Source organism: Vibrio cortegadensis, assembly GCF_024347395.1.
Lineage (GTDB): Bacteria > Pseudomonadota > Gammaproteobacteria > Enterobacterales > Vibrionaceae > Vibrio > Vibrio cortegadensis.
The window spans coordinates 2,322,610-2,348,847 of sequence record NZ_AP025472.1; the positions used below are offsets into that span (position 1 = coordinate 2,322,610).

Annotated in this window: 25 protein-coding genes; 17 read left to right on the forward strand and 8 right to left on the reverse strand. The window is 43.0% G+C overall.

Annotated features, from left to right (window positions below; translation table 11 throughout):
• Window positions 1–5: 5 nt before the first annotated feature.
• The 10 genes from holA to lipA all read left to right on the forward strand — a co-directional run bounded on the left by holA (window position 6) and on the right by lipA (window position 9,289).
• Window positions 6–1,043: a DNA polymerase III subunit delta gene (gene holA / locus OCV39_RS10965; RefSeq protein WP_017053029.1), complete on the forward strand. Its 1,038-nt coding sequence runs from the start codon at window positions 6–8 to the stop codon at window positions 1,041–1,043.
• An 85-nt stretch (window positions 1,044–1,128) separates the two neighbouring features.
• A complete protein-coding gene (gene rsfS, locus OCV39_RS10970; RefSeq protein ID WP_017053028.1) occupies window positions 1,129–1,446 on the forward strand; it encodes a ribosome silencing factor in 318 nt (105 codons plus the stop codon).
• 4 nt (window positions 1,447–1,450) lie between these two features.
• A complete protein-coding gene (gene rlmH, locus OCV39_RS10975) occupies window positions 1,451–1,921 on the forward strand; it encodes a 23S rRNA (pseudouridine(1915)-N(3))-methyltransferase RlmH (protein WP_029203417.1) in 471 nt (156 codons plus the stop codon).
• Between the two features lie 6 nt (window positions 1,922–1,927).
• On the forward strand, window positions 1,928–3,811 hold the full coding sequence (mrdA, locus tag OCV39_RS10980) for a penicillin-binding protein 2 (RefSeq protein ID WP_113796463.1): 1,884 nt from the start codon (window positions 1,928–1,930) through the stop codon (window positions 3,809–3,811).
• Window positions 3,811–4,932 carry a rod shape-determining protein RodA gene (rodA, locus tag OCV39_RS10985; RefSeq protein WP_017053025.1) on the forward strand — a complete coding sequence of 374 codons (1,122 nt, stop codon included), beginning with the start codon at window positions 3,811–3,813 and terminating at the stop codon, window positions 4,930–4,932. Before mrdA ends, rodA begins: the two co-directional genes overlap by 1 nt.
• 3 nt (window positions 4,933–4,935) lie before the next feature.
• Entirely contained in the window at window positions 4,936–5,760 is an 825-nt protein-coding gene (locus tag OCV39_RS10990) for a septal ring lytic transglycosylase RlpA family protein (protein WP_136996081.1), read from the forward strand.
• 83 nt (window positions 5,761–5,843) lie between these two features.
• Window positions 5,844–7,025: a serine hydrolase gene (locus OCV39_RS10995; RefSeq protein WP_017053023.1), complete on the forward strand. Its 1,182-nt coding sequence runs from the start codon at window positions 5,844–5,846 to the stop codon at window positions 7,023–7,025.
• Between the two features lie 128 nt (window positions 7,026–7,153).
• A complete protein-coding gene (ybeD, locus tag OCV39_RS11000) occupies window positions 7,154–7,429 on the forward strand; it encodes a DUF493 family protein YbeD (protein ID WP_017053022.1) in 276 nt (91 codons plus the stop codon).
• Window positions 7,430–7,659: 230 nt separating this feature from the next.
• The gene (gene lipB / locus OCV39_RS11005) at window positions 7,660–8,319 is read left to right on the forward strand and encodes a lipoyl(octanoyl) transferase LipB (protein WP_113796467.1); all 660 of its coding nucleotides are present in this window, start codon (window positions 7,660–7,662) and stop codon (window positions 8,317–8,319) included.
• A 4-nt stretch (window positions 8,320–8,323) separates the two neighbouring features.
• Window positions 8,324–9,289, forward strand: coding sequence for a lipoyl synthase (gene lipA, locus OCV39_RS11010; RefSeq protein ID WP_113796469.1), 966 nt, complete (start codon window positions 8,324–8,326; stop codon window positions 9,287–9,289).
• A 202-nt stretch (window positions 9,290–9,491) separates the two neighbouring features.
• Here lipA and glyA read toward each other — a convergent pair whose 3' ends face one another.
• Window positions 9,492–10,742, reverse strand: a complete 1,251-nt coding sequence (glyA, locus tag OCV39_RS11015) for a serine hydroxymethyltransferase (protein ID WP_261888457.1) — start codon at window positions 10,740–10,742, stop codon at window positions 9,492–9,494.
• Window positions 10,743–11,090: 348 nt separating this feature from the next.
• Between glyA and OCV39_RS11020 the strand changes: the two genes are divergently transcribed.
• From OCV39_RS11020 to OCV39_RS11030, 3 genes are all read left to right on the forward strand, one after another.
• On the forward strand, window positions 11,091–11,693 hold the full coding sequence (locus OCV39_RS11020; protein WP_029203416.1) for a YitT family protein: 603 nt from the start codon (window positions 11,091–11,093) through the stop codon (window positions 11,691–11,693).
• An 82-nt stretch (window positions 11,694–11,775) separates the two neighbouring features.
• The gene (locus OCV39_RS11025) at window positions 11,776–13,341 is read left to right on the forward strand and encodes a winged helix-turn-helix domain-containing protein (protein WP_261888458.1); all 1,566 of its coding nucleotides are present in this window, start codon (window positions 11,776–11,778) and stop codon (window positions 13,339–13,341) included.
• A gap of 102 nt (window positions 13,342–13,443) precedes the next feature.
• Entirely contained in the window at window positions 13,444–14,352 is a 909-nt protein-coding gene (locus OCV39_RS11030; protein WP_017053016.1) for a hypothetical protein, read from the forward strand.
• Window positions 14,353–14,497: 145 nt separating this feature from the next.
• On the opposite strand, the gene treC is transcribed toward OCV39_RS11030, so the two are convergent.
• The 4 genes from treC to gmhB all read right to left on the reverse strand — a co-directional run bounded on the left by treC (window position 14,498) and on the right by gmhB (window position 19,480).
• Window positions 14,498–16,183, reverse strand: a complete 1,686-nt coding sequence (gene treC, locus OCV39_RS11035) for an alpha,alpha-phosphotrehalase (protein ID WP_261888459.1) — start codon at window positions 16,181–16,183, stop codon at window positions 14,498–14,500.
• Window positions 16,184–16,243: 60 nt separating this feature from the next.
• Complete coding sequence (gene treB / locus OCV39_RS11040; protein WP_017053014.1) at window positions 16,244–17,668, reverse strand: PTS trehalose transporter subunit IIBC; 1,425 nt, start codon at window positions 17,666–17,668, stop codon at window positions 16,244–16,246.
• Window positions 17,669–17,981: 313 nt separating this feature from the next.
• Complete coding sequence (treR, locus tag OCV39_RS11045) at window positions 17,982–18,926, reverse strand: trehalose operon repressor TreR (protein WP_261888460.1); 945 nt, start codon at window positions 18,924–18,926, stop codon at window positions 17,982–17,984.
• On the reverse strand, window positions 18,926–19,480 hold the full coding sequence (gene gmhB, locus OCV39_RS11050; RefSeq protein ID WP_017053012.1) for a D-glycero-beta-D-manno-heptose 1,7-bisphosphate 7-phosphatase: 555 nt from the start codon (window positions 19,478–19,480) through the stop codon (window positions 18,926–18,928). The genes treR and gmhB overlap by 1 nt, the downstream gene beginning before the upstream one ends.
• Window positions 19,481–19,672: 192 nt before the next feature.
• Between gmhB and metN the strand changes: the two genes are divergently transcribed.
• The 3 genes from metN to OCV39_RS11065 are packed head-to-tail and all read left to right on the forward strand — an operon-like array spanning window position 19,673 to window position 22,222.
• Complete coding sequence (metN, locus tag OCV39_RS11055) at window positions 19,673–20,707, forward strand: methionine ABC transporter ATP-binding protein MetN (protein ID WP_017053011.1); 1,035 nt, start codon at window positions 19,673–19,675, stop codon at window positions 20,705–20,707.
• Window positions 20,697–21,374 carry a methionine ABC transporter permease gene (locus tag OCV39_RS11060; RefSeq protein ID WP_017053010.1) on the forward strand — a complete coding sequence of 226 codons (678 nt, stop codon included), beginning with the start codon at window positions 20,697–20,699 and terminating at the stop codon, window positions 21,372–21,374. The genes metN and OCV39_RS11060 overlap by 11 nt, the downstream gene beginning before the upstream one ends.
• 38 nt (window positions 21,375–21,412) lie before the next feature.
• On the forward strand, window positions 21,413–22,222 hold the full coding sequence (locus OCV39_RS11065; RefSeq protein ID WP_113796478.1) for a MetQ/NlpA family lipoprotein: 810 nt from the start codon (window positions 21,413–21,415) through the stop codon (window positions 22,220–22,222).
• Window positions 22,223–22,314: 92 nt separating this feature from the next.
• Here the strand turns inward: OCV39_RS11065 and OCV39_RS11070 are convergent, their stop codons facing one another.
• The 3 genes from OCV39_RS11070 to syd all read right to left on the reverse strand — a co-directional run bounded on the left by OCV39_RS11070 (window position 22,315) and on the right by syd (window position 25,247).
• On the reverse strand, window positions 22,315–23,520 hold the full coding sequence (locus OCV39_RS11070; RefSeq protein WP_261888461.1) for a carbohydrate porin: 1,206 nt from the start codon (window positions 23,518–23,520) through the stop codon (window positions 22,315–22,317).
• 402 nt (window positions 23,521–23,922) lie between these two features.
• Window positions 23,923–24,699 (reverse strand): Zn-ribbon-containing protein, encoded by a 777-nt coding sequence (locus OCV39_RS11075; protein WP_017053007.1) that lies wholly within the window; start codon window positions 24,697–24,699, stop codon window positions 23,923–23,925.
• A 2-nt stretch (window positions 24,700–24,701) separates the two neighbouring features.
• A complete protein-coding gene (syd, locus tag OCV39_RS11080; protein WP_261888462.1) occupies window positions 24,702–25,247 on the reverse strand; it encodes a SecY-interacting protein in 546 nt (181 codons plus the stop codon).
• A gap of 144 nt (window positions 25,248–25,391) precedes the next feature.
• Between syd and queF the strand changes: the two genes are divergently transcribed.
• Window positions 25,392–26,237: an NADPH-dependent 7-cyano-7-deazaguanine reductase QueF gene (gene queF / locus OCV39_RS11085; protein WP_261888463.1), complete on the forward strand. Its 846-nt coding sequence runs from the start codon at window positions 25,392–25,394 to the stop codon at window positions 26,235–26,237.
• Window position 26,238 lies beyond the last annotated feature (1 nt).

Here is a 26,238-nt window from a genome sequence, read left to right on the forward strand (position 1 = left end):
CAATAATGCGCATTTATGCAGACAAATTAACCGAGCACCTTAGCCGTCAACTTCAAAACGTCTATTTGCTATTTGGTAATGAACCATTACTGCTTCAGGAAAGCCGCGAAGCGATTCAACATATCGCTAAAGAGCAAGGGTTCGATGAAAAACATCGATTTTCAATTGATAACAGTTTGGATTGGAATCAAGTTGCGGATTGCTGCCAAGCACTTAGCTTGTTTTCTTCTCGCCAAATTATTGAATTAGAGCTTCCAGAATCAGGCGTAAATGCGGCAATAGCAAAAGAGTTACTCGCACTATCAAGCTTGCTTCATAGCGATATTCTACTGATCCTTGTCGGTAGCAAACTGACGAAAGCGCAAGAAAATGCCAAATGGTTCAAAGCCCTCTCCGCACAGGGTGACTGGGTCAGCTGCTTAACGCCAGACATCCAGCGTCTACCACAGTTTGTTCAAGCTCGTTGTCGAAAATTAGGCTTAAAGCCAGATCCAGAAGCACTACAAATGCTTGCTCAGTGGCATGAAGGTAACTTATTTGCACTGGCTCAGAGCTTAGAAAAATTAGTTTTACTCTACCCTGACGGACAACTTACGCTCGTTCGCTTAGAAGAAGCCTTAAGCAGACATAATCATTTTACGACTTTTCATTGGATCGATGCCCTATTAATAGGCAAAGCCAATCGGGCACAGCGGATATTACGTCAGCTTGAAGCCGAAGGTGTCGAAACGGTCATTCTACTTCGAAGCATTCAAAAAGAGTTCAGCCTACTGCTTAGAATGCATCAACAATCGAAGCTGATGAATATGGCTCAAGTCTTTGAAAAAAATAGAATATGGCAATCAAAGCGACCGTTTTATAATGCCGCGCTTCAGCGTTTATCTGTAGCTAAGATTCATCGACTGCTCATTTTACTGACTCAAATAGAGCTCACAGCAAAAACACAATATGAACATTCACCTTGGCCACAATTAATACAGTTAAGCCTAGAAGTGTGTAAGCCTGAACATGAGATACCGTTCTCGACCGCTTTTCACAACTAAAATCGTGGTATACACTGCCCGCGAAATGAATTTCATTTTTACCATTTTATTTAAAGCTTATATCTAAGCCCCAGAGGAACACACCGTGTTACAAGCAGAATTGAACAACTTCTTAGCTGATAAAGCTGACGACATGAAAGCAGAAAACATTGTTACGATTAATGTAGAAGGCAAATCAAACATCACAGATTACATGATTGTTTGTACGGGCACTTCTAAGCGCCATGTCGCTTCTATCGCAGAACATGTAGCCGATGAAATGAAAAAATCAGGTATTGAACCTATCGCGATTAGCGGTGAGCAAGAAGGTGAATGGGTCGTTCTAGATTTAGGCACAAGCATGTTACATGTGATGCAAGAGGAACACCGTGAGCTTTACCAACTAGAAAAGTTGTGGAGCTAGTCTTTTGAAAATTCAATTAATCGCAGTCGGAACAAAGATGCCCAAGTGGGTAGAGGAAGGCTTTCAAGAATATCGTCGTCGATTCCCACATGACATGCCACTCGATTTAATTGAGATTACAGCAGGCAAGCGCGGAAAGAACGCTGATATTGCTCGTATTCTGCAAAAGGAAGGGGAAGCGATGTTGGCTGCCGTACCTAAAGGCAACCGCATTGTTACGCTCGATATCCCAGGTAAGAAATGGGATACCGAACAGCTAGCTGGTCAATTAGAGAGTTGGAAGTTAGACGCTCGTGATGTCTCTATCCTAATTGGTGGACCTGAAGGGTTAGCACCGGCTTGTAAAGCGGCCGCTGAGCAGAGTTGGTCTTTATCTGCACTCACACTTCCTCACCCCCTTGTTCGAATCGTTATGGCTGAAAGCTTATATCGAGCATGGAGTATTACAACTAATCATCCGTACCACCGAGAATAATTTGTAATGTTACGCAGACGTAGCCAAATACGAGATTACAAAGCAGAAGCACGGCTATTTTCTAGCCGTGCTGTTGTATCATTTATTGGTATTATTGTGATGATGGGGCTTCTCATTGCAAACCTATACAACATCCAAGTCAACCAATACCAAGATTATAAAACTCGCTCTAACGACAATCGCATTAAAGTCGTTCCTATCGCGCCCAATCGTGGCCTGATTTATGATCGTAATGGTGTATTACTTGCCGAAAATCGCCCTGTTTATAATTTAGAACTCACCTCTGAAAAAATTAAAAACATCGATGAGACGATTGAACGTCTTCGAGCAATTTTAGAGATCTCTCCAGAACGAGTGGCTCGCTTCAAAAAAGAGAAAAGACGCGCTCGCCGTTTTAAGTCGGTCCCGTTATTAACTCAGTTAACAGAAGAACAAGTCGCAATCTTTGCAGTTAATCAGCACAAATACCCTGGGGTTGAAGTGACTGCAACACTAAAGCGTTTCTACCCTTTTGGAAGAGAACTTACTCACGTTATTGGTTACGTGTCTCGCATCAATGACCGCGATATGCAGAAACTGATTCGAGAAGAGAAAGACTCCAATTATCAAGCAACCCGTGATATCGGGAAATTGGGCATCGAAAGCTATTACGAAGATGTCTTACATGGGATTGCCGGCTACCAAGAAGTGGAAGTCAATAGCCGCGGGCGAATTATCCGAACTCTAAAATATGTTCCTCCTGTACCAGGGAAAGATATTGTTCTTAATTTAGATATTAAACTACAACAGTACGTCACTAAATTATTAGATGGACGCCGAGGCTCTGCCGTTGTTCTGGATCCGAAAGACAATGGCGTACTTGCGATGGTCTCTAGCCCAAGTTATGACCCCAATGCATTTGTGCATGGAATATCGGTGAAAGGTTATAACGCACTACTCAACAACCCAGACCGCCCACTGGTAAATAGAGCCACACTCGGTATTTACCCACCAGCATCAACCATTAAGCCCTTTATTGCTGTCGCGGCATTAGAGGAAGGGGTTATTACACCAAGTACAACACGTAACGATCCCGGTTATTGGAAAATACCCAACTCAAAAACCAAACCTTTCAGAGACTGGCTTCGCTGGGGACATGGCAAAGTTAACATCTCCAAAGCAATTGAAGAGTCTGTGGATACCTTTTTCTATCAAATCGCGTTTGATCTGGGGATCGACCGCCTATCTCGTTGGATGATGATGTTTGGCTTTGGTGATTACACTGGCATTGATATCAACGAAGAGAGCAAAGCCAATATGCCAACCCGAGACTGGAAAATGGGCAGACACAGAACACCATGGTATCAAGGTGATACTATTCCTGTTGGTATTGGCCAAGGTTATTGGACGGCAACACCGATGCAAATTGCCAAGGCAACATCAGTATTGGTGAATGATGGCCAAGTGACAGCTCCTCACCTATTGCGTTCAACCATTGAGAATGGCGGCGAATTTTCTTCTCAACAACTTTCTGAGATCGTGACTTACCCGCCTATCACTAACGTGCCTACTCGTTATTGGGATATCGCAAAAGATGGGATGCGCCGAGTGAATCACGGCAAAAAGGGAACAGCAAGACGCTCATTCCAAAAAATGTCTTATGTGTCTGCGGGAAAATCGGGGACCGCACAAGTATTCGGCCTTAAAGAAGATCAAGAGTACAACGCAGATGAGCTCGCGGAACATTTACGCGATCACGCATTATTTACCGGTTTTGCCCCAGTTGATGATCCACAATTGATCGTGACCCTAGTTCTTGAAAATGCAGGCGGCGGTTCAAGCAATGGTGGCCCTGTGGTGCGCAAAATTTTCGACCATGTCATTCTCAATTCGAAAGAGGCTAACAAGTAATGAAACTGGATCCATCAACCGGTCGCAATCGAATTTTATTTGAGCGCTTCCACATTGATTTGCCTCTCCTTCTTGGCTTACTTGTGCTTATGGGGTTTGGTCTCATTGTGATGTATAGCGCCAGTGGTCAGAGCCTGGCGATGATGGATCGCCAAGCGATGCGTATGGCTTTAGCCTTAGGGGTTATGCTTTTTTTAGCGCAGATCTCTCCGAGAACCTATGAAACGCTTGCGCCCTTACTTTTTGTCAGTGGCGTGGTTCTACTGCTAGGCGTACTGTTTTTTGGTGAGGCTTCAAAAGGGGCACAACGCTGGCTTAACCTAGGCTTTGTTCGATTCCAACCATCAGAATTACTCAAACTTGCAGTACCATTAATGGTCGCTCGCTTTATCGGTAAGCGATCGCTCCCACCGACCTTTCAAACGCTCGTAATATCATTAGTGATGGTATTTCTTCCCACTATTTTGATTGCAAAACAGCCGGACTTAGGAACCTCAATCCTCATTGCTGCTTCTGGCATTTTTGTGATCTTTCTGGCTGGTATTAGTTGGAAGATCATCGCAGCTGCCGCAACAGCCTTAGGTTGTTTTATCCCTATCCTGTGGTTCTTTTTGATGCGTGAATATCAGAAGGTTCGCGTAAGAACACTCTTTGATCCGGAATCTGATCCTCTCGGAGCGGGTTACCACATTATTCAAAGTAAAATCGCCATCGGGTCAGGTGGCATCTCAGGCAAAGGGTGGTTGCAAGGTACTCAATCACAATTGGAGTTCCTTCCAGAGCGACATACTGACTTTATCTTTGCAGTCATCGCAGAAGAATGGGGCATGATAGGTATTTTACTCCTATTAACGCTTTATCTATTTATCATCGGTCGTGGGCTATTCTTAGCGAGCCAAGCTCAAACCGCTTTTGGGAGAATGATGGCTGGTAGTATCGTTCTCAGTTTCTTTGTCTATGTTTTCGTAAATATAGGCATGGTGAGCGGCATTCTTCCCGTAGTTGGTGTACCACTGCCCCTGATAAGCTATGGTGGAACCTCTATGGTGACACTTATGGCAGGTTTCGGTATGTTAATGTCGATCCATACACATAGAAAAGCATTCTCAAAGGCAACATAAATTATGACCATGCGCAGCTGTTTCATTTTCGCTCTATTTGGCACCGTTTTAGTTGGGTGTACCTCAACTAAAGAGGATGCTAGCCGCTACTCAATAGATAATGATATTGCCCCTGATGCCCCACTGACTGTTGACCATATTGAAGATGCACATCCAAAATATGAACCTTACAGTCTAGGAGGGAATACGGACTACACACTCAGAGGGAAAGATTACAAAATAATCAAAAATACCAATGAGTTTAAACAGCAAGGAAAAGCCTCTTGGTACGGAGAGAAGTTTCACGGGCACCTAACTTCAAATGGTGAGATTTATGACATGTATTCCATGTCTGCCGCCCATAAAACGCTACCGATTCCTAGCTATGTTAAAGTCACCAATACGGATAATGGAAAATCAGCCGTTGTTCGAGTCAATGATCGTGGTCCTTTTCATGAAGGTCGAATCATAGATCTTAGCTATGCCGCCGCTTATAAACTCGATGTCGTTAAAACAGGGACAGCAAGTGTCGAGATTGAAGTGATCAATATCGATAAACCAGTAGGCGAACAAGCCAATAAGCTACTGCCTAAGTACATTATTCAAGTTGCCACTTCAAAACATCCTGAACGTACCCGAACTTTAGCGGATGAATTAGGTCAAAAGCTATCAGTTGCTAGTTTTCTTGAGAGTACAGAGCAACAGCACCGAGTGTTCCTTGGCCCATTTAATGACTACGCTCTGACGCAGACAACTTTAGAACAAGTTAAAATGTTGGGCTATTCATCCGCTTTTATCAAAAAGCATACGCCAAAATTAACAATGAGTAACACTATTGACAATGAGTAGCACTGCTTCTAGTGTTACCATTTCTGACTTGCCAGAATGATTCTGTTAAGATACCGACAGTTAACCAAAGAATTGCACCCAAAATGAACAAAACTAAAAAAATCGTTACATCTATTTTAACTTCATCGGTCGCGCTTTCTGCCTCTATCGCATTTTCAGCGTTTGCCGCTCCTATTGTCGTACCTGACGCTCCGCAAATCGCAGCGAAGGGTTTTGTTCTAATGGACTTCCATTCAGGGAAAGTTCTCGCGCAAAAAGAGATGAATACCAAACTGTCTCCAGCGAGCTTAACCAAAATGATGACTAGCTACGTCATTGGTCAGGAGTTAGATCGCGGAAATATCAGCCTACAAGATGATGTCGTTATTAGCCAAAATGCTTGGGCTAAAAACTTCCCAGACTCCTCAAAGATGTTCATTGAAGTTGGCACAACGGTAAAAGTAGAAGAGCTAAATCGCGGCATTATTATCCAATCAGGTAACGATGCCTGTGTTGCGATGGCTGAACATATTGCAGGTTCTGAAGATTCATTTGTCGATTTAATGAATGCTTGGGCAAGCTCAATTGGCATGACAGACACACACTTTGCTAACGTGCACGGCCTAGACAACCCTAATTTATACTCAACACCTTACGATATGGCTTTACTTGGCCAAGCGCTTATTCGTGATGTGCCAGCAGAGTACCGAATCTACTCTGAGAAGAAGTTCACCTACAACGGTATTACTCAATACAACCGTAATGGCCTTCTTTGGGATAAAAGCATGAATGTGGACGGCATTAAAACTGGCCACACAAGTAATGCTGGTTACAGCTTAGTTAGCTCAGCAACGGAAGGTAAAATGCGCCTTGTTGCCGTTGTGATGGGAACCAAAAATGCCAACGCTCGTAAATCTGAAAGTAAGAAATTACTGGGTTACGGCTTCCGCTTCTTCGAAACAGTCGCACCGCACACGGCTGGTGAAACGTTTGTTGAAGAGAAAATTTGGATGGGTGACAAAGATACCGTTGCTCTTGGTGTAGATACAGATACATATGTAACTTTACCTCGCGGCCAAGCGAAGAACCTAAAAGCGAGCTTTGTTCTAGAGAAAGAGCTTGAAGCGCCAATCAGTAAAGGTGATGTTGTCGGTAAACTTTTCTACCAAGTTGATGGTGAAGATGTCGCTGAATACCCACTGCTTGCACTTGAAAATGTAGAGCAAGGCAGCCTATTTAGCCGCTTATGGGATTACATCGTATTACTGCTAAAGGGCTTGTTCTAACTTAGAATTTGTTCTTTCTAATAACAAAAGCCGCTAAATGCGGCTTTTGTTGTTCTTGAGTTCCAACCTCATTGCCAGTAATATCCCGCCCTTGTTATCGAAAATTGCTTTCCAACTTGGAGTCAAACATGAACATTAATTCTGATGCTAAACTAAAAGACCTACTGGAATTTCCTTGTTCGTTTACGTACAAAGTAATGGGTTATGCTAAACCAGAACTGCCTGAGTTGGTTTTAGAAGTTATCCAACGCCATGCACCAGGAGATTACTGCCCAACAGTAAAACCTAGTGGTAAAGGTACTTATAACTCAGTGTCCATTAATATTACGGCGACCTCTATCGAACAAGTCGAAACTCTATACAAAGAGTTAGGCGAGATTGATATCGTACGTATGGTTCTGTAATTCGGTATCACCAGATTCCGAACAAAAACATCAAACAGCGGCTCAATAGTCGCTGTTTTGCTATCTAGACATAAGTTTCTTATCTAGCAGACGACTGAAACGTAACAGTATTTAAAACCAGTTGTAACGATTACTACCAACATCTGTTAATTGATACAGATTTCAGGTAGTGAGAAATGCTTTTCGAGTTTATAATGAAAACACTTTATTAATCCTTGAGGGAACGCGGTTTGCACAATCAACTGATCGTTAAAAAGTTAGGCAGACAAGATTATGAACCAGTCTGGAAAGCCATGCATGATTTTACCGATACTCGTGACGAAAATTCAGTCGATGAAATTTGGCTGGTTGAACATAATCCGGTGTTTACTCAAGGGCAAGCGGGCAAAGCAGAACATGTCCTAAACCCAGGCGATATTCCGATAGTGCAAAGCGACCGTGGTGGGCAAGTGACTTACCATGGCCCCGGCCAACTTGTTGTTTATTTTCTAATAAATATTCGCAGGAAAAAATTCGGGGTGCGAGATCTCGTTACGCACATTGAGAATCTCGTAATTAATACGCTAAAAGCATACAATATTGATTCAGCCGCCCGACCTGACGCCCCTGGTGTCTACGTCGATGGTAAGAAAATATGTTCGCTTGGACTTCGCATCCGTAAAGGCTGTTCATTCCATGGACTGGCTCTCAACGTCAATATGGACTTATCCCCTTTCCTGCGTATTAACCCATGTGGTTATGAAGGTATGGAAATGGTTCAGGTGAGTCAATTTGGTGGTCCAGAAAGCCTAGAACCCGTAGAACAACAACTAATACAAGAGCTTGTGGCTCTACTTGATTACGACCAAGTGGATATCCAAGCCGAAAGTAACATTACAGCAGAAGCATAAAATCATGAGCAAACCTATCCAAATGGAAAAAGGCGTTAAATACCGTGACGCTGAAAAGATGGCCTTAATTCCCGTTAAGAATATGCCAACCGAGCAAAAAGAAGTACTGCGTAAACCTGAATGGATGAAGATCAAACTTCCTTCTGACAGTAAACGTATTCAAGATATCAAATCGGCTCTGCGTAAAAACAAACTTCACTCGGTGTGTGAAGAGGCATCTTGTCCAAACCTCGCAGAATGCTTCAACCACGGCACCGCGACCTTTATGATTTTAGGCGCGATCTGTACTCGCCGTTGTCCATTCTGCGATGTTGCTCATGGGCGTCCAATTGCACCAGAAACGAATGAGCCACAAAAATTGGCGAAAACCATTCAGGATATGCAGCTTAAATACGTGGTGATCACTTCAGTTGACCGTGATGACCTACGTGATGGCGGCGCACAACACTTTGCAGATTGTAACCGTGAAATTCGCGCATTAAACCCAGAGATCAGAATCGAAACCTTGGTTCCTGATTTCCGTGGCCGTATGGATACTGCTCTTGAATTACTTAAAGACAATCCGCCAGATGTCTTTAACCACAACCTAGAAACAGCACCACGCTTGTACCGTAAAGCTCGCCCAGGTGCGAACTATAAGTGGTCACTCAACCTATTGAAGAAATTCAAGGAACAGCACCCAGATATCCCAACAAAATCGGGTGTTATGATGGGACTTGGTGAAACCAAAGAAGAGATCGTTCAAGTACTAAAAGATCTTCGAGAGCACGGTGTAACCATGCTAACTCTAGGTCAATACTTAGCACCTAGCCGTCACCACTTACCCGTGGAACGCTACGTGCCACCTGCTGAGTTTGATGAGCTAAAAGAGATTGCTCTAGAGCTTGGCTTTACTCATGCTGCATGTGGGCCATTTGTTCGTTCTTCTTACCATGCAGATTTACAAGCTCAAGGCATGGAAATTAAATAATTCCGAGGACGAGAGACAGTGAATAGTCACTTCTCCCTGCTAGACGAATCCGATCTAAAAAGTTGATGTTTACCCATCAACTTTTTTTATGCCTATCACCTTTTCTCCTGCTCTTAGCATTTAGTTTTCAATTTTCTACAAATATAGCACGCACAAAAAAAGGAACGATTACCGTTCCTTTTTCTTTATTCTAGACATTCGATTATGCGTAAACAGGTAATCGCTTACAAATCTCTAATACCTTAGCTTTCGTCGCTTCGATAACGGACTCATCGCCCATGTTATCTAGGATGTCACACATCCAACCCGCTAACTCTTTCGCGTCTGCTTCTGAGAAACCGCGACGAGTGATAGAAGGAGAACCGATACGAATACCAGAAGTAACGAATGGGCTGCGAGGATCATTTGGTACTGAGTTCTTGTTCACTGTTATGTTCGCAGAACCAAGTGCTGCATCCGCTTCTTTACCTGTGATGTCTTTATCGATTAGGTCGACAAGGAACAGGTGGTTCTCTGTTGAACCTGAAACGATGTTGTAACCACGAGCTAGGAATTCTGCAACCATTGCTTTTGCATTAGCAACCACACGTGTTTGGTATTCTTCGAATTCTGGTTCTAGAGCTTCTTTGAACGCTACCGCTTTACCCGCGATAACGTGCATTAGAGGGCCGCCTTGACCACCAGGGAATACCGCAGAGTTTAGCTTCTTGTATAAGTCTTCGCCTTCATTAGAAAGAATAAGACCGCCACGAGGACCAGCAAGGGTTTTGTGCGTTGTTGTTGTAACAACATGAGCATGAGGTACAGGGTTTGGATAAACGCCAGCAGCAATAAGACCTGCAACGTGAGCCATATCAACGAAGAAGTAAGCACCAACTTTGTCCGCGATTTCACGCATACGCGCCCAATCACAAATTTGAGAGTAAGCCGAGAAACCACCGATGATCATCTTAGGTTTGTGCTCAATCGCAAGCGCTTCCATCTCTTCGTAATTGATCTGACCTGCTTCATCGATACCGTAAGGAATGATGTTGTAAAGCTTACCTGAGAAGTTTACAGGCGAACCATGAGTCAAGTGACCACCGTGAGCAAGGCTCATGCCTAAAACGGTATCACCAGCATTCAGTAGAGCCATGTATACAGCGTTATTTGCTTGAGAGCCTGAGTGAGGTTGTACGTTCGCGTACTCTGCACCAAATAGTTCACATGCTCGTTCAATTGCTAGCGTTTCAACTTTGTCAACGAACTCACAGCCGCCGTAGTAACGCTTGCCAGGGTAACCTTCAGCGTATTTGTTAGTAAGTTGAGAACCTTGAGCTTCCATTACACGTGGGCTTGTGTAGTTTTCTGAAGCGATTAGCTCGATGTGTTCTTCTTGACGAATCGTCTCTTCTTGGATTGCTGCGAATAGATCCGCATCGTAATCAGCAATGTTCATGTCACGCTTAAGCATCTGTATCTCCTGACTCAGATTGTACTGAAAGTTTCAAAAAAACCACTCAACGACCGAAAGCAAACGTTTTCGTAACCGTTTTTGATGAAATGCATTCTACATAATTTGATCTAGGTCATAAAGAGTAAATGCAAAATTTATCATGCAGTTTTTTCATAATGACATTCAACGCTCCTCATACTGAAACGACTTCACGCATGAGTCATTACATTGAGTGTCAATTTCACGTTTTACACCCTGTAAAACGCAGATTACATAGGTTTACCTTAATTTAACCTCTCAAGCTACCGAAAAGATCATCTTTTCTCTACTATGCACGCCATTATTAAGCAGTTAAAAATAAGAATGATGGAAAAACACTCACGTAAAGAAGATTGGATGGCAATACTGACAGGCACCTTTTTAGTTGCTCAGGGTGTTTTCTTCCTTCAGGCCGCTAACCTTTTAACCGGCGGCACAACAGGACTAGCACTATTATTAACCCAGTTCATTCCTCTGTCATTTGGCATACTGTATTTTGTGGCAAACTGTCCTTTCTACATTCTCGCTTGGCGACGTTTCGGACACCGATTTGCGATCAATAGTGCTATTTCTGGCGCGTTAGTTTCAGTTTTTGCCGATCATCTATATTTAGTGATCTCACTCGACACAATGAACATCATTTACTGTGCGATTGCAGGGGGATTACTGATGGGATTAGGCATGTTGATTCTATTCAGACACCGCTCAAGCTTAGGTGGTTTCAATGTACTTTGCTTGGTCATTCAAGACAAGTTTGGGATTTCAGTCGGTAAGACTCAGCTCGCTATCGATTGCTGTATTCTTTTCACATCTTGCTTCTTCGTTGCTCCAGAAGTCATTGCAGTCTCTGTACTAGGAGCTGTCGCGCTTAATGTCGTATTAGCAATGAACCACAAACCAACACGCTACACAGTGAAGTACGTATCTTAATACCAACCACCCTATGAATTACTAGCTGTTTTTAATAACAAAAACAGCTAGTATTTAGGTTTTATAAACCGTCGCCTTTTCTATGCAAGATTATCTCTCTAGCGCCAAAGACCAACAAGCCTCTATTTACATTGAAGGCTTGGAATTCAACCCCAACACACGAGTCTTAAGCTGCGGCGAACAGATCATAGATTTAGAACCTCGTTCTATCGAGCTCTTAGAGTTATTTCTTACCAGCGTTGGTCAACCGCTCGCTGCCGAGCACATCATTGAATCTGTATGGCAAAGTAACTTCATTTCCAAAAATGTTCTGACAAACAGAATCAGCACCTTACGTTCAGTACTTCAAAAATATCTGCCTGATAGCGATGCAACCAAAATACTGGTGACTTACCCACGCAAGGGCTATTTCCTTAACCCAAGCTCGATTAGCTTTGCCGCGGACTACCCTGATACCACAGCGGGAGATGCAGCCATAGAATCTCCAACCAGTAAAAAAGGATTTAGCACCAATTCAGTTAACTCTTGGCTTGTTGTGGTGTCTTTGGTTTTACTGATCAACACTGCGATAATGGGTTATATGCTTTGGCAACCTTCGACTCGTGCTTCTGAAGTCGAACGCGACCAACGATTGATTCCTAAGGTCGAACTTCTCCTGAATCGATTGGATGCCATTGGCGATAATTCCAGAAAATACCGAAAAGTCGTAAAAGCATTGCTACTTCAACAGCAGATTGAATACGCCTACACCGATCTTGCTAACCAAGATGCGCCAAGCTACTTCCTTGACCCTATAGATAGCTCTCCCTTCTTTCCGGGCGCAAAGAACATGCGTACCAGTGATTACCTGCTTAACATTCAGCTAAAGGATCAAGAAGTAGATAAACGCCTTGTCGCTAAAATAAGCCTGATTTACCCAAACTCAGGGAAACTGGCGTTTGGTGGGGTTTACTCTATTGATGTTAATAATATCAGCAGCAGCGTTATGGAGATCAACCGAAAGTTAGCTAACTACTTTGCTCTGCCCGCACCATTGTCGCCAGAATGGTCAGTCGACAACACTGAAGTCAGCGAATTGCTGAGTGGTAAAACCATCACGTTTGATGACATCAAACTCAACACCATGACCTCTACTCTGATTGCGCGACAACTTGCTCTATTTGAAACGGATCAGAAGAAGCTCATTGCATTCACCAATCTTGTTCAAACTCGATTTAAGTTACTACCGGACGAACTCAAACTGTGGGTTGGTACCATTCATTTCAAACTGAGAGACCTGCAAACCGCAAAAGAACTCCTAACCAATACCTCAGGAAACTCTACGATCGAAAATGCGTTGGTTTATATGATGGTTTCTCACATTGCTTATAAGCAAGGCAACATGGAGAAGTTCCGCCTCAACTACATGGAGTCTCTGGTTGCGTTATTAAGAGTGGTTCCATCCGAAGATCTATTCGCTCGACTATCTAAACCTGAATCTAAATCGACCTGCCTACAGCCTTGGAAGAGCTTAAAGCTGAGCGTTAAAGAGCCTCTGATCATAAAGCAGTGGGAAAACTTAATGCTTAACTACTGCACCGCTGTCGGGCAGCAGTTCTCAAAGGACAACAAAAAGCCCTTTAAAATAAATAACTTAAATATAAATTAAGATCTTATGTGACTTCATTTTTTGCCCTATTTACTCCTCAAGCAATAGCATTCTTAAAAACATCGGGCTCACCAAGGGCTTTCAACTTTAGGAATGTTCAACATGAAAAAAACAATGACGCTGCTAGCGACCTCTCTCTTTGCTCTCTATGGTTGTGGTGGCGGAGGTAGCTCTTCTTCTGGTTCAATAGATGGTAATAAAGGTCCAAACAGTCAGGTGGATTACCCTATTGCGAGCTCTGCATTTTCCCCTAAACCAGAAACAACATTGGGCTACTCATTTACCAAAGATGGTCAGACTGAAGGCGTGATGACCATGAACTTCACGCCTTTAAGCGGTGAGCTCATTATTGCAGGGTTAGAAGAAGAGGCCGGCAATAAAGCGGTAGTTCAAGTTATCAACGACCTGATCAATTACGGCATCACCGAATTTTATGTTTCTGAAGACATCATGACGAATGCTGAAGGTACACAAGAAGACGGCAGCATTTATTTTGCAGGTCTCGACCGCAGTCTACACGAGATCACCAATGCCTACTTGATTGGTAGCCAATACATCACAAGAATGATGTACAGCAGCCCACTGTTCCGTTTGCAAGGAACAGACGTAAAAGAGAGCAGCCCGATCATTGATATCAGTGAAGAAACTATTTCAATGCAAATCACGTTAGAAGGGGAAGCTGTCTCGAATATGTTAAGTGACTTTGAAGATCACCAGTGGGTGCAATCACTGCCCACGGATGCTTCATGCCAAGTTACTTGGCAGCAAGAAATTAATGAAACAGGTGTACGTAAGAGCTTCACTGTTTCGGGTAAATCCATCGAAGCTGCGAATCTTACGGAAAAAAACACTTACTACATTGGCTGTGTCGGGATGGACTCAGCAGAGTTTGGCACATCGTCTGAGCGTTGGTTCAACCCAACGCTCGGCCTAGTTGAGCAGATTGAATTGATGTCTGTAGAGCAATCTACGATCGAAGAATCAGCAGCGGTACTGACTTCGATTAGCTAGCCCTGACTTAGATTCACTGAACCAGAGCGTGGCTGCTGACTAGCCACAAACAATAAAAAAGGCTTTGGGAGCACTCCAAAGCCTTTGTTCAAACCTAAATCTTTAGGGGGAACTGAGAATTAGGTTTCTTGAAATAGTAACGAGGCTAATCTTCAATCAGGAGAATACGAGTCTCGTAAGGTCGTAGCACTTGGTGATGAGACGTAACTAAACTTTCGCTCACTTGATAATTGGATAACAGGCTCTTAGCCTTCATCATCTCAAAACGCTCAGGTAAAACGCACTCTGTTTCTTCACCATAATAGTTGTTAATACACAGCAAGGTTTGCCCTTCGTTCTCACGTACATATGCAAAAATGGATGAGTGCTCAGGCAAGAGGTCTTGATAGCTGCCATCCGTAATCACTGGCACTTGTTTACGTAACTCAATCAAGCTCTTATAGAAGTAAAAAACAGAGTCTTTGTGTTCAAGTGCTTGCTCAGCGTTAATCTCAGGGTAATTATTCGCTACATCAAGCCATGGCTGAGTTTGTGAGAATCCTGCGTAAGGCTCACTGTTCCATTGCATTGGCGCTCGTGAGTTATCGCGGGATTTTTGCGCTAAGATCGCCATCATATCCAGGTGTTCGACCCCTTGTTGGCTCACCATAATGTCGTACATGTTAGTACTCTCAACATCCTGATATTGGCTAATATCAGTATAATGAGGGTTAGTCATGCCGATCTCTTCACCTTGATAGATGTAAGGGGTTCCTTGCATCATGTGCAAAGACGCGGCAAGCATTTTGGCAGATTCAACTCGATATTGCTTATCATCACCCAGTCGGCTTACAACTCTAGGTTGATCATGGTTACACCAAAATAACGCCCCCCAACCTTTGCCGTTCAAGCCTGTCTGCCAATGATTGAAAATTGATTTAAGCTGAACAAAATCAAATGGCGCTTTTGTCCATTTGTCACCATTCGTATAATCCACTTTTAAATGATGAAAATTGAACACCATAGACAACTCTTTGTTATCCGTACTTGAGTACTGCTGGCAATGCTCTAACGTCGTTGAAGACATTTCACCAACCGTGACACTCCCGTATTTCTGGAAAACCGCTTCGCTGATCTCTTGCAGGTATTCGTGAACTCGTGGGCCGTCAGTATAAAAACGTCGCCCATCTCCAATCTCATCATTAAGGAAGTCTTGCTGTTTAGAGATCAGGTTGATCACATCTAGCCGGAAACCATCCACCCCTTTTTCAGCCCAATAACTGATGACTTTTTTCACTTCATCTCGAACTTGTGGATTCTCCCAATTTAAATCGGCTTGCTCTTTTGCAAAAAGATGTAAGTAGTATTGGCTTGTCGCCTCATCCATCTCCCATGCATTTCCACCAAATTTAGACTGCCAGTTCGTTGGAGTACCTCCGTTTACTGGATCTTTCCAAATATAATAATCACGATATGGACTTGTTTTGTCACCCAGAGCTGACTGAAACCAAGCATGAGCCGTTGAGGTATGGTTCACGACAATATCCATGATAATTCGAATGCCGCGCTGGTGAGCTTCCGACAGCAGACGTTCAAAATCTTCCATGGTTCCAAATTCTGGATTTATCGCGTAATAATCTGAAATATCATAACCATTGTCGATCATCGGTGATTCGTAGACTGGCGTTAACCAGATTGCCTCAATACCCAATGTTTTCAGATAATCTAATTTTGAAATAATGCCTTTAATGTCACCAGAACCTTGAGCACCACTGTCGCAAAAACTTTTTGGGTAAATTTGATAAATGGTTGCTGTTTTCCACCACAACGCATCTTTCTTTTGAATCATCATCTCGACTTACTCTTACTAAAAATCAAAAACGGAGTGACAAAAGCATCACTCCAAAATCTATTATCCGTTAACGGCAGTTAACTCACCTTTCGCTTGTGCTCGTTTGTAGCTGAGTAGTGTTAACGCCACAGGTACAACAATCGCCACCAGCATCGCAATTAAGTAAACTGTCCAGTACTGAGGTTGAATAGACAGAATACCGGGCAGACCACCAACACCGATACCGTTCGCCATAACGCCAGCGCTGCCACAAATCGCCGCCGCCGCTGCGCTACCGATCATCGCGCTAAGCATTGGGAACTTATATTTTAAGTTGATACCGTACATCGCAGGTTCCGTTACCCCTAGGTAAGCAGAGATAGCTGCAGGAATAGAGATATCACGCTCGCCCTCTTTCTTACTCAGAATAATAATACCCACTACAGCTGATGCCTGAGCAATATTAGACAAAGCAATTAGAGGCCAAATTGGCGTGCCACCTAAGTCTTGCATTAATTGAAGGTCGACAGCGTTCGTGGTGTGATGGATCCCGGTAATGACTAACGGTGCATACAAGAAACCGAAGATAATAGAACCAATCACCGCAAAATCGCCTGTCATTGCCGCTTTTGCCGCAAAAGCAACGCCATCACCTAACACACGTCCAAAGGGACCAATGAAAGCATGAGCTAAAATGACGGAAAGAATGATGGAGACAAATGGCACCACCACCAAGTATAAGTAGGCAGGTACAATTCGTTTTAAGTTAGTTTCAATAAAGGCTAATGCTACACCGGCTAACATTGCCGGGATCACTTGAGCCTGATAGCCTACCTTCTCAATCACGAACAGCCCAAAATCCCAGACTTCTGGCACTTGTTTACCGATCATGTAAGCATTCATTAATTGAGGCGAGACCAAGGTAACCCCAAGCGTGATACCAAGAATTGGTGTTCCACCTAACTTCTTAACGGTAGACCAACAAACACCAACAGGAAGGAAGAAGAAGATCGCCTCACCAATCAACCATAAGAATGAGTGTACGGTTGCCCAGAATTGACTGATTTCAACAAGGGTTTTTCCGTCGAACATGCGAATGTCACCAATCACATTTCGGAAACCTAAAATCAAACCACCCGTAATAATTGCGGGCAAAAGCGGAACAAAAATTTCTGCTAAATGGGAAATTCCGCGCTCTAATATATTCATGTTCTGACGAGCAGCGAGCTTAGACTCATCTTTTGACGCTTCACTTTTGCCTGATAATTCAATGAGAATAGCGTAAACCTCATCAACTTCAGTGCCGATAACAACCTGAAATTGTCCTGCATTAGTAAAACAGCCTTTCACCAAGCGCATTGATTCTAGTTCCTGCTTATTTGCAAGATCCGTATCATTTAATACAAAGCGCAACCGAGTGAGACAATGACTAACACTAGCAATGTTATCATTCCCTCCGACAAGCTGTATAAGACGCTCAACGTCTTGTCTCGCTATTTTACTCATAACTATCCACCCTATTTCTATTCCTGAATTCTGCACGTTAGTAAGGCTGTGCCCGCAAACAAGCTCTACTTTCATACCTACCGCAATGGGAACATTCCCAAACGTCAATATGAGTATATTGCACAGATCAATAGAATCTTTAAATGGGAACATTCCCATTAATTGAAAGAGATCACACAATATTTTATTTTAAATGAATAAACAATAGCTTAAATAGATAGGAATCAATGGTGAGTTTCACGGCACGATTTAGGGTGACTTCCTTTAAAATCATGGATGAATGGTCATTATTTAAATAGGTTACAAGCCTGTTTTAAACAACAGGCTTTTGGGTTACATGTGTGATATTACCCTCACCAGAAAGCTGAGCAATCAACAACTTAGCTGCCTTTTCTCCAGCTTGAGAGTAGCCAGGGTCAATGCTATAGATGTTCGGAAAAAGAAAAGAAAGCAGATCATTTCCGCCGACACCTGTCACCGCAATATCCGTACGTTTCAGCTCTTGTAGACGTTTGATTACGCCTAGGGCAAGAGTATCACTCGCACAGACAATCGCTTGTGTTGTTTCAGTAATCACGTCATCGACTAACCCATAAGCACTTTCATGGTGCAGTTGGCCTGTCTTATAATTAGGCTCGACGCTCGTTCTCTTGCACCAATTAAGATAGGCACTTAAACGTAGTTCACCAGTGGAACGATCACTAGGATCTACCCCTATAAAGGCGATATCGTTAATACCCATCAGCTCTAAATGAGAGATGGCCAGTTGGATCACGGCTATGTTGTCATAATTGACCGAAGATACATCTTGAGTATCCAATGCAATAACGACGGCTTTTTCTTGCCATAAATTCAGAGTTTCAACATCACAATCAGTAAAGCCAAATACAATCACACCATCAACATTACGCTTTTGTAATACTGCTAAATGTTCATTGGTTTTACTCCGACTGAACTGGCTCTCCATAATAACGACATCATAGCCCGCACGATAAAGCTCAGCGAGCATCGTACTCACCGCTCGATTTTCAGAGGGAGAATCGAGGCGAGAGATAATAACCCCGATCACTTTTTGACTCCCACCTCGCATCAATTGCGCTGACTTTGATGGAACATAGCCAGACTCTTGTATTACTTGTTCAACTTTTGCTCGTGTTGCAGGTTTCACTTTCGGATCATTGGTTATAACTCGTGAAACGGTTGATTTCCCTACACCAGAAAGTTTGGCAATATCAAGAATAGTGAGTTTTTTGTTCATTAAGCACCTAGCACGTAATCTGGAACATTTTTAATACTATCAAGTACAACGGTGGCAATGGCTTCACCTTTTTCAGTGATTGGTTTACCTGTTCTCACTAAAATTTTCGTTCCAACCCCTGCCGCTTCGGCTGCCATCATATCTTCTGCTTTATCGCCAATCATAATGGATTTTTCCATATCGATTTTTAAAAAATCACGAGCAGAGATAAACATACCGGGTTTAGGCTTACGACAATCACAATCTTCTTTGTATTTACCCACGCCATGTTCTGCGTGATGCGGGCAGTAATAAATCCCATCAAGCTCAACGCCATGATCGACAAAATTCCAGTCCATCCATTGCGTCAAAGACAAAAAGCGGTCTTCACTGAACATGCCACGAGCGATGCCCGATTGGTTCGTCACGAGAACTAACATGTACCCCATATCTTGAAGCTTCTTTGTCGCCTCAAAGACACCATCGATGTATTCAAAATCATGCTCATCATGCACATAGCCATGATCAACATTAATCACACCATCGCGATCTAGAAAAACTGCTGGTTTCGCCAAAATTTATGTCTCTATCTACCCTATATGAAAAGAATTATTACACGCTTTATTTCTTACGGCACTACCTAATTGCCCTTTAGACGTCTAGACGTCAAAATATCTATTGACTTAAATCAAGTTAGCCCATAGCATCTTCTATAGATTCAAACTTTGAACAACATTTTCCACTGTTACTCCTGCATAGGTTTTTAGATGATTAAAATTAATCAAGTTAACAAAACTTTCTATCAAGGTACTAAAGAAATCAATGCCTTAATAGATATAAACCTCCAAGTCCCTCAAGGTGGTATTTTTGGGGTTATTGGTTCTTCAGGGGCAGGGAAAAGTACTCTTATACGCTGTGTCAACATGCTAGAAGCTCCAACCAGTGGCTCTGTCATTGTTGATGGTGTTGACTTAACACAACTCTCTAAATCTGAGCTAAGTGCTGCAAGACGTAACATCGGTATGATCTTTCAACACTTTAACCTGCTCTCTTCTCGAACTGTTTTTGGTAACATCGCCCTACCGTTAGAGCTTGCAGGAGTAGACAAAGGTGACATCAACAAAAAAGTCACTGAACTGCTCAATTTAGTTGGCTTGGCGGATAAGAAAGAGACCTACCCATCAAATTTAAGTGGCGGACAAAAACAGCGTGTCGCCATTGCTCGTGCGCTAGCGTCTGATCCAAAAGTACTGCTTTGTGATGAAGCCACCAGCGCGCTAGATCCCGCAACTACTCAATCAATTCTAGAGTTACTGCGCGAGATTAACCGTAAACTCAATATCACCATGTTATTAATCACTCACGAAATGGATGTGGTTAAAAGCATCTGTCATGAAGTGGCTATTATTGGTGGCGGAAAACTAGTAGAAAAAGGCAGTGTTGGCGATATTTTTGCTCATCCAAAAACAGAGTTAGCCCATCAATTTATCCGCTCGACCTTAGATCTTTCGATTCCTGAAGATTACCAAGCTCGACTACAAGAAACACGAGTGCATGGCAGTTACCCTCTATTGCGTTTGGAGTTTACTGGGGAAACCGTTGATGCGCCGTTAATGACGCAAATCGCACGTAAATTCAATATCGATGTCAGTATTTTAAGCTCAGACTTAGATTACGCTGGCGGCGTTAAATTCGGCATGATGGTCGCTGAATTATTCGGAACAGAACAAGATGATAACGGCGCGATTGAATTTTTACGCGCACACAAAGTAAAAGTAGAGGTATTAGGTTATGTCCTTTAATTCAATCATCGATTGGCTAAGTTTAAATGGTGACCTACTACTAGGCGCAACTCTTGAAACCCTTTACATGGTCGCAGTCGCTGGCATTGTAGGTTTTGCTGTGGGGATCCCACTAGGTGTAATTCTGCATACCAGTAAAAAAGGTGGGCTGTTAGAAAATACCAAACTCAATAGTATTTTAGGTGCAGTCGTCAATATCGGACGTTCAGTCCCTTTCTTAGTTTTGATGGTCGCGATTATTCCTTTAACTAAATTGTTAATTGGCACCTTCATCGGCACGACTGCTGCCATTGTTCCTTTAACGATTGGCGCTATCCCATTTGTTGCACGCTTAATTGAAAGTGCGCTTTTAGAAGTCCCTACAGGTCTAGTCGAAGCCGCGCAATCAATGGGTGCTAAGCCACGCCAGATTATTACCAAAGTATTATTACCGGAAGCACTACCAACCATTATTAACTCAGTCACGATCACCATGGTGACGCTAGTCAGTTACTCTGCAATGGCAGGAACTGTTGGTGGTGGTGGTTTGGGTGATGTCGCCATACGCTACGGCTTCCACCGCTACGACGTTGTTATCATGGCAGTGACGGTTGTAATGCTTATTATATTAGTACAAATAATTCAATCGATTGGCGATGCACTAGTTCGCCGCGTTGATCACCGATAGTTAGATAAAAAATATAATCATATAACAAGGAGAGAGTCATGAAATTTAATCTTAAGGGCTTATTAGCCATTGCCGTTGCCGCCTCAGCACTTGTGCTTTCAGGTTGTGGAGAAAAAGAGATCGATACTTCAAAAATCAAAGTCGGCGTAATGGCAGGAGCAGAAGCTCAAGTAGCAGAAGTTGCCGCTAAAGTTGCTAAAGAGAAGTTTGGACTTGATGTTGAGCTCGTCACTTTTACTGACTATGTTACTCCTAATGCTGCGTTAGACGATGGTTCAATCGATATCAACGCGTTCCAACATAAGCCATACCTAGATCAACAGATCGCTGACCGTGAATACAAAATCACGATTGCGGGTAATACCTTTGTTTATCCAATTGCAGGCTATTCAAAGCAGGTTAAAAGTGTTGATGAAATCCAAGACAATGCACGTATTGCGGTACCGAACGATCCTACAAACCTTGGCCGCTCTCTACTTCTTTTAGAACAGCAAGGCCTTATCACACTTCGTGATGGCGTTGGCCTTCTAGCAACCGTTCGCGATATCGTTGGCAACCCAAAGAATATTACGATTGTTGAGCTAGATGCAGCGCAACTTCCTCGCTCTCTAGACGATGTGGCTTTGTCAGTAATCAATACCACTTACGCAAGCAGCATCAACTTAACACCACAAAAAGACGGTATTTTTGTTGAAGATAAAGAGTCTCCATACGTGAACATCATTGTTTCTCGTATTGAAAATCTAGACGCTGAAAACGTACAAAACTTTGTAAAATCTTACCAAACAGACGAAGTATACAACGCAGCGTCTGAGATCTTCCAAGGTGGCGTAGTTAAAGGTTGGTAATCAACTAAACGACAGCACCCTATAGATACCCGAAGAGGCTGACATAATGTCAGCCTCTTTTTTGTTGGTTTAGACTGGTTAGGAAAATCGGCTTACCACCAAGCTTCCACCTGCATACCAACACTCATTTCGCTGTTTTTACCTTCACCGAAAGCATTGTCGTTTTCAGCGTCGTTTAGGTAAGTCGCAAAGATACGAAATTCAGGACGCGACCAGAAACCCACTTGCGGTACCCAAGCCTGAGCCACAGTAAGCTTGCCACCCGCACCATCTTGGTTATTAATGGTTTCAACAAAGCCACCAATTTCAAGGATGGTTCGCATACGTTTATCCCACTTGTAAAGCGGGCGAATTACCGCACTAAAAGAATCATCATCACTGTTATTGGCGCCAACACCGGTTGACGCGGCATAACGAACAGTGTGGCCAAACTCGATGTTCTCGCCGATCGCAAGTACGCCCCAGTTAATCAATCGGAAGCCATCGGCGTCATTGTTGTTTGCATCACGAACGATATTTTTACCCGTCCCAAAAGTCGTCATCTGCTCTGCATAACCAGAGTTAGCAACCTGTAGAATGGTTTTATTGAAGCCACCTGAAAGATTCTGATTCAAGCTCGCCGTTAGCATTACGCTGTCATCCGCATCCACAGTTTGACCTTGCTTTTCATTGGCAAAGTTCACATCAATACCGACCTCAAGATCAGCATTGTTCCACAATGGAATGCCCGCATAACGTACATCAGCAATCATGGCTGTGGTTTCTTTACCATCGGCAATGTCACCCGTGACCGTGTCTTGAATCAAAGCCACCGATAATTTACCTGGGCCCATATTGATGTGTTCAACACCAGCACCAATACCACTGACATCCCAGTAATAGTTATCAACGATGTGCACATCATGACGTTGGTAGTAGCGCTCACCCGCCCAAATCCCAATATCCTTATCTTCAAAAACCCCTACAGCCTGAACATTCAATTGCACCACATCAACGTTTTTATCCGCAGCGTTCTCATCTTGTCCTTGCCAGTACGACAACATAGAATCAACTAAAAACGAAACGTCGCCCTCTACATACACCTCTTTCTTAAAACCAAACTCACCATACAGGTCATTTTCATTGCCGAGGCGACCAACCTTACTCACCTCCCACTTGCTATTTGAACCACCTTCATTACTAAGGCCAACACCGCCGCGCATGTAGCCATTAAATTCCAATGGTGCGGTTTCACCAGCGTATAAACTAGGAGTAAGTAAAGCAGTAGTAAGCGCTGCAGCAATAGGTAACAGTTTCATCGTCCATTCCTTTTAGATTTAGAATCAGGTGATTATCAAACTTGGGAACATTCCCATGGGATCGATCCCATTTATATTGAGATGAATATAAATTGAAAGAGAACTGATTGATTATTGTGATCAGGCTAACTATTGAGGTAACTAAAAGTTGATGAGTGTTGGATTATTTCAATGAATACATTGGAGCTGAAGCAAGAGGGGGATAACACGTTCTGCGCGTATTCAGGGAACAGTAGCTAACAATTAGGGAGTCAGAAATATTGGGAAAAGATCGGTATCGAAGTCATGAAATCGAGTAAGGAAACAGAAGGTAAATAATTAATACCAAAGGGAAAATCGATATCAGAACACTTAGGTAGTGCTCCGACATCTAAATATGACGTTTAAATCAAAACAGGAGAGTTACTTAAGATGATCCCAAGAGATGTTTGACACCAGTCGACAATCATCACACTTGAAATAGAAAATATCGTGGATCGGCGCATCAAGCAGCCATTCACCACCACATTGAGGGCATTTGCGCTCTTTTTCATCTTTCAAGCTGATTCCACCCACACGGTATAAATAGTAGTAGGTTGGTACCTTAGTCAGATACTCAATACGCCCTCTTAACCCCCAACCACGTTTAAACAATACACTCTTAGTATCACTGATTTCAGCTAGCGTTGCATGTTCAGCACGGCAACCACCGCCCATTTGTACTTCATCACAGGCTTGCCATTCTGTCTGCCATTTCAGTACGGCTTTATGGTCGCCGTTGAATGTAGGTGGGTTGCGATACAAAGGGATTGGCAGCAAGCTATCGCCACTGCGCAAAGGTGAACAAGTATGAACGAATGTCGTGTATAACACCTGCCAACTCGGTGTTTCATCTTCTGCCACTTCTTCGGAGTTAAGATCTCGCCCTAACAAACGCATTTTAGGCGCAAGAAGGCACGCGTTAGATAAGCGATCAAAACACACTTTAACGAAGTCTGAGTGATTCCGCGGATGCAAACTATCTTGCTCTGGGCACACTACTCGAACAAAAAATTCTCCGTCGCCCATCACAATAGGAAATTCGCGGCCGAGTACCTGTCCATTGTAACGAAATGCATCCATCAAACCATTTACTGCTTTATCGACAGCTGAAACCGTCGTGTTATCAAAGCACTCAAACTGGAGTTCAACAACGTACATAATTAAACCTCAGGCTCAAGTTTCGTTAAAAATTCCGCTAAATCTTCAGCCAGTACATCACGATTGCTTGTCCCTAGGCGTTCCAGAATGACATTACCCGTTAAATTACAAATAGAGATCACATCCAACTCAGCATCGGTTGCCGCAATAAATACCGTCGGTTTTAACTTTAAACGACGCTGCGTTACTAAATGTCCCAAAATGTTCTCTTGTAAAAGTTCAAAATCATGATCGCTCCAAACTTGAAGCAGCGTCAGTGAGTTATCTTGCCATTTGGCATCCATATCCGCGCTATATTGCGTGCCATAGAAGGTTTTAATATCGTCATGTAACGTCAACTCAATGCCATTTTCAACATTCGTGAAATCCGCTTTCTGATCTCGAGGGTGCGCTCTCCATAACACGTCATCGGCACGTTTTTCTTCTACACAAGGGGAAACTAAATCCACCAGTTCTTGGTTAACTGGCAAGCTATTGTGCTGTTTTTGCCACTCATCAAGATAGCGTTGACTGAATGAATATAAAGCTTTCTCGGCAGATTGATCCATGAAGATCTCCTAAAAGATGGACAAGATAAATGTGTGACCCCACCTTTTATACAAATAGTTGAAGGCAACCAAGCAAATGCTTAATGACAGCAAAAGGGGGATTCAGTAAAATTCATGCCATTCTAATCGAATTTAAACGAAAGTATGAGCAAATATTCTGACGCAAAAGAGCTAGCAGGTTTAACCCTTGGTCAAAAGACTGAATACGCATCTCAGTACGATCCAAGCCTACTACAACCCGTACCACGTAGCCTAAACCGAGATGATCTTGAATTAGGTGACGAGTTGCCATTTATGGGGCACGATATTTGGACATTATACGAACTATCATGGCTCAATAATAAAGGTCTACCGCAAGTCGCCGTAGCTGAAGTGTATATCCCCGCGACGAGCTCAAACTTGATTGAATCTAAATCTTTTAAGCTCTACCTTAACAGCTACAATCAAACTCGCTTCAACGACTGGTCAGCCGTTCAAGTAAGCCTTGCAAAAGATCTGTCACAGTGTGCAGGAGAAGCGGTTGAAGTCGAAGTAAACCCTGTTACCCAATACACCAATCAAGCGATTGTTACGATGGAAGGTGACTGTATTGACGGGCAAGATATTGAAATCACTAGCTATGATTTCGATGCTACACTGCTTTCTGGCGCGGCAGGTACTAACATCGTTGAAGAGTCTCTGCACAGCCACCTATTGAAGTCAAACTGCCTAATCACCAATCAACCAGATTGGGGCAGTGTTGAAATCCAATATAAAGGTAAACAGATTAACCGTGAGTCATTACTGCGTTACTTAGTTTCATTCCGTGAGCATAATGAATTTCACGAACAGTGTGTTGAGCGCATTTTCACTGATATTATGAAATACTGTCAGCCGAGCAAACTCACTGTTTTTGCACGCTATACTCGCCGTGGTGGATTAGACATCAACCCGTACCGTTCTACCGAGCAAGCAAAGCCAAGCCACAACTGTCGCATGGCTCGTCAGTAAT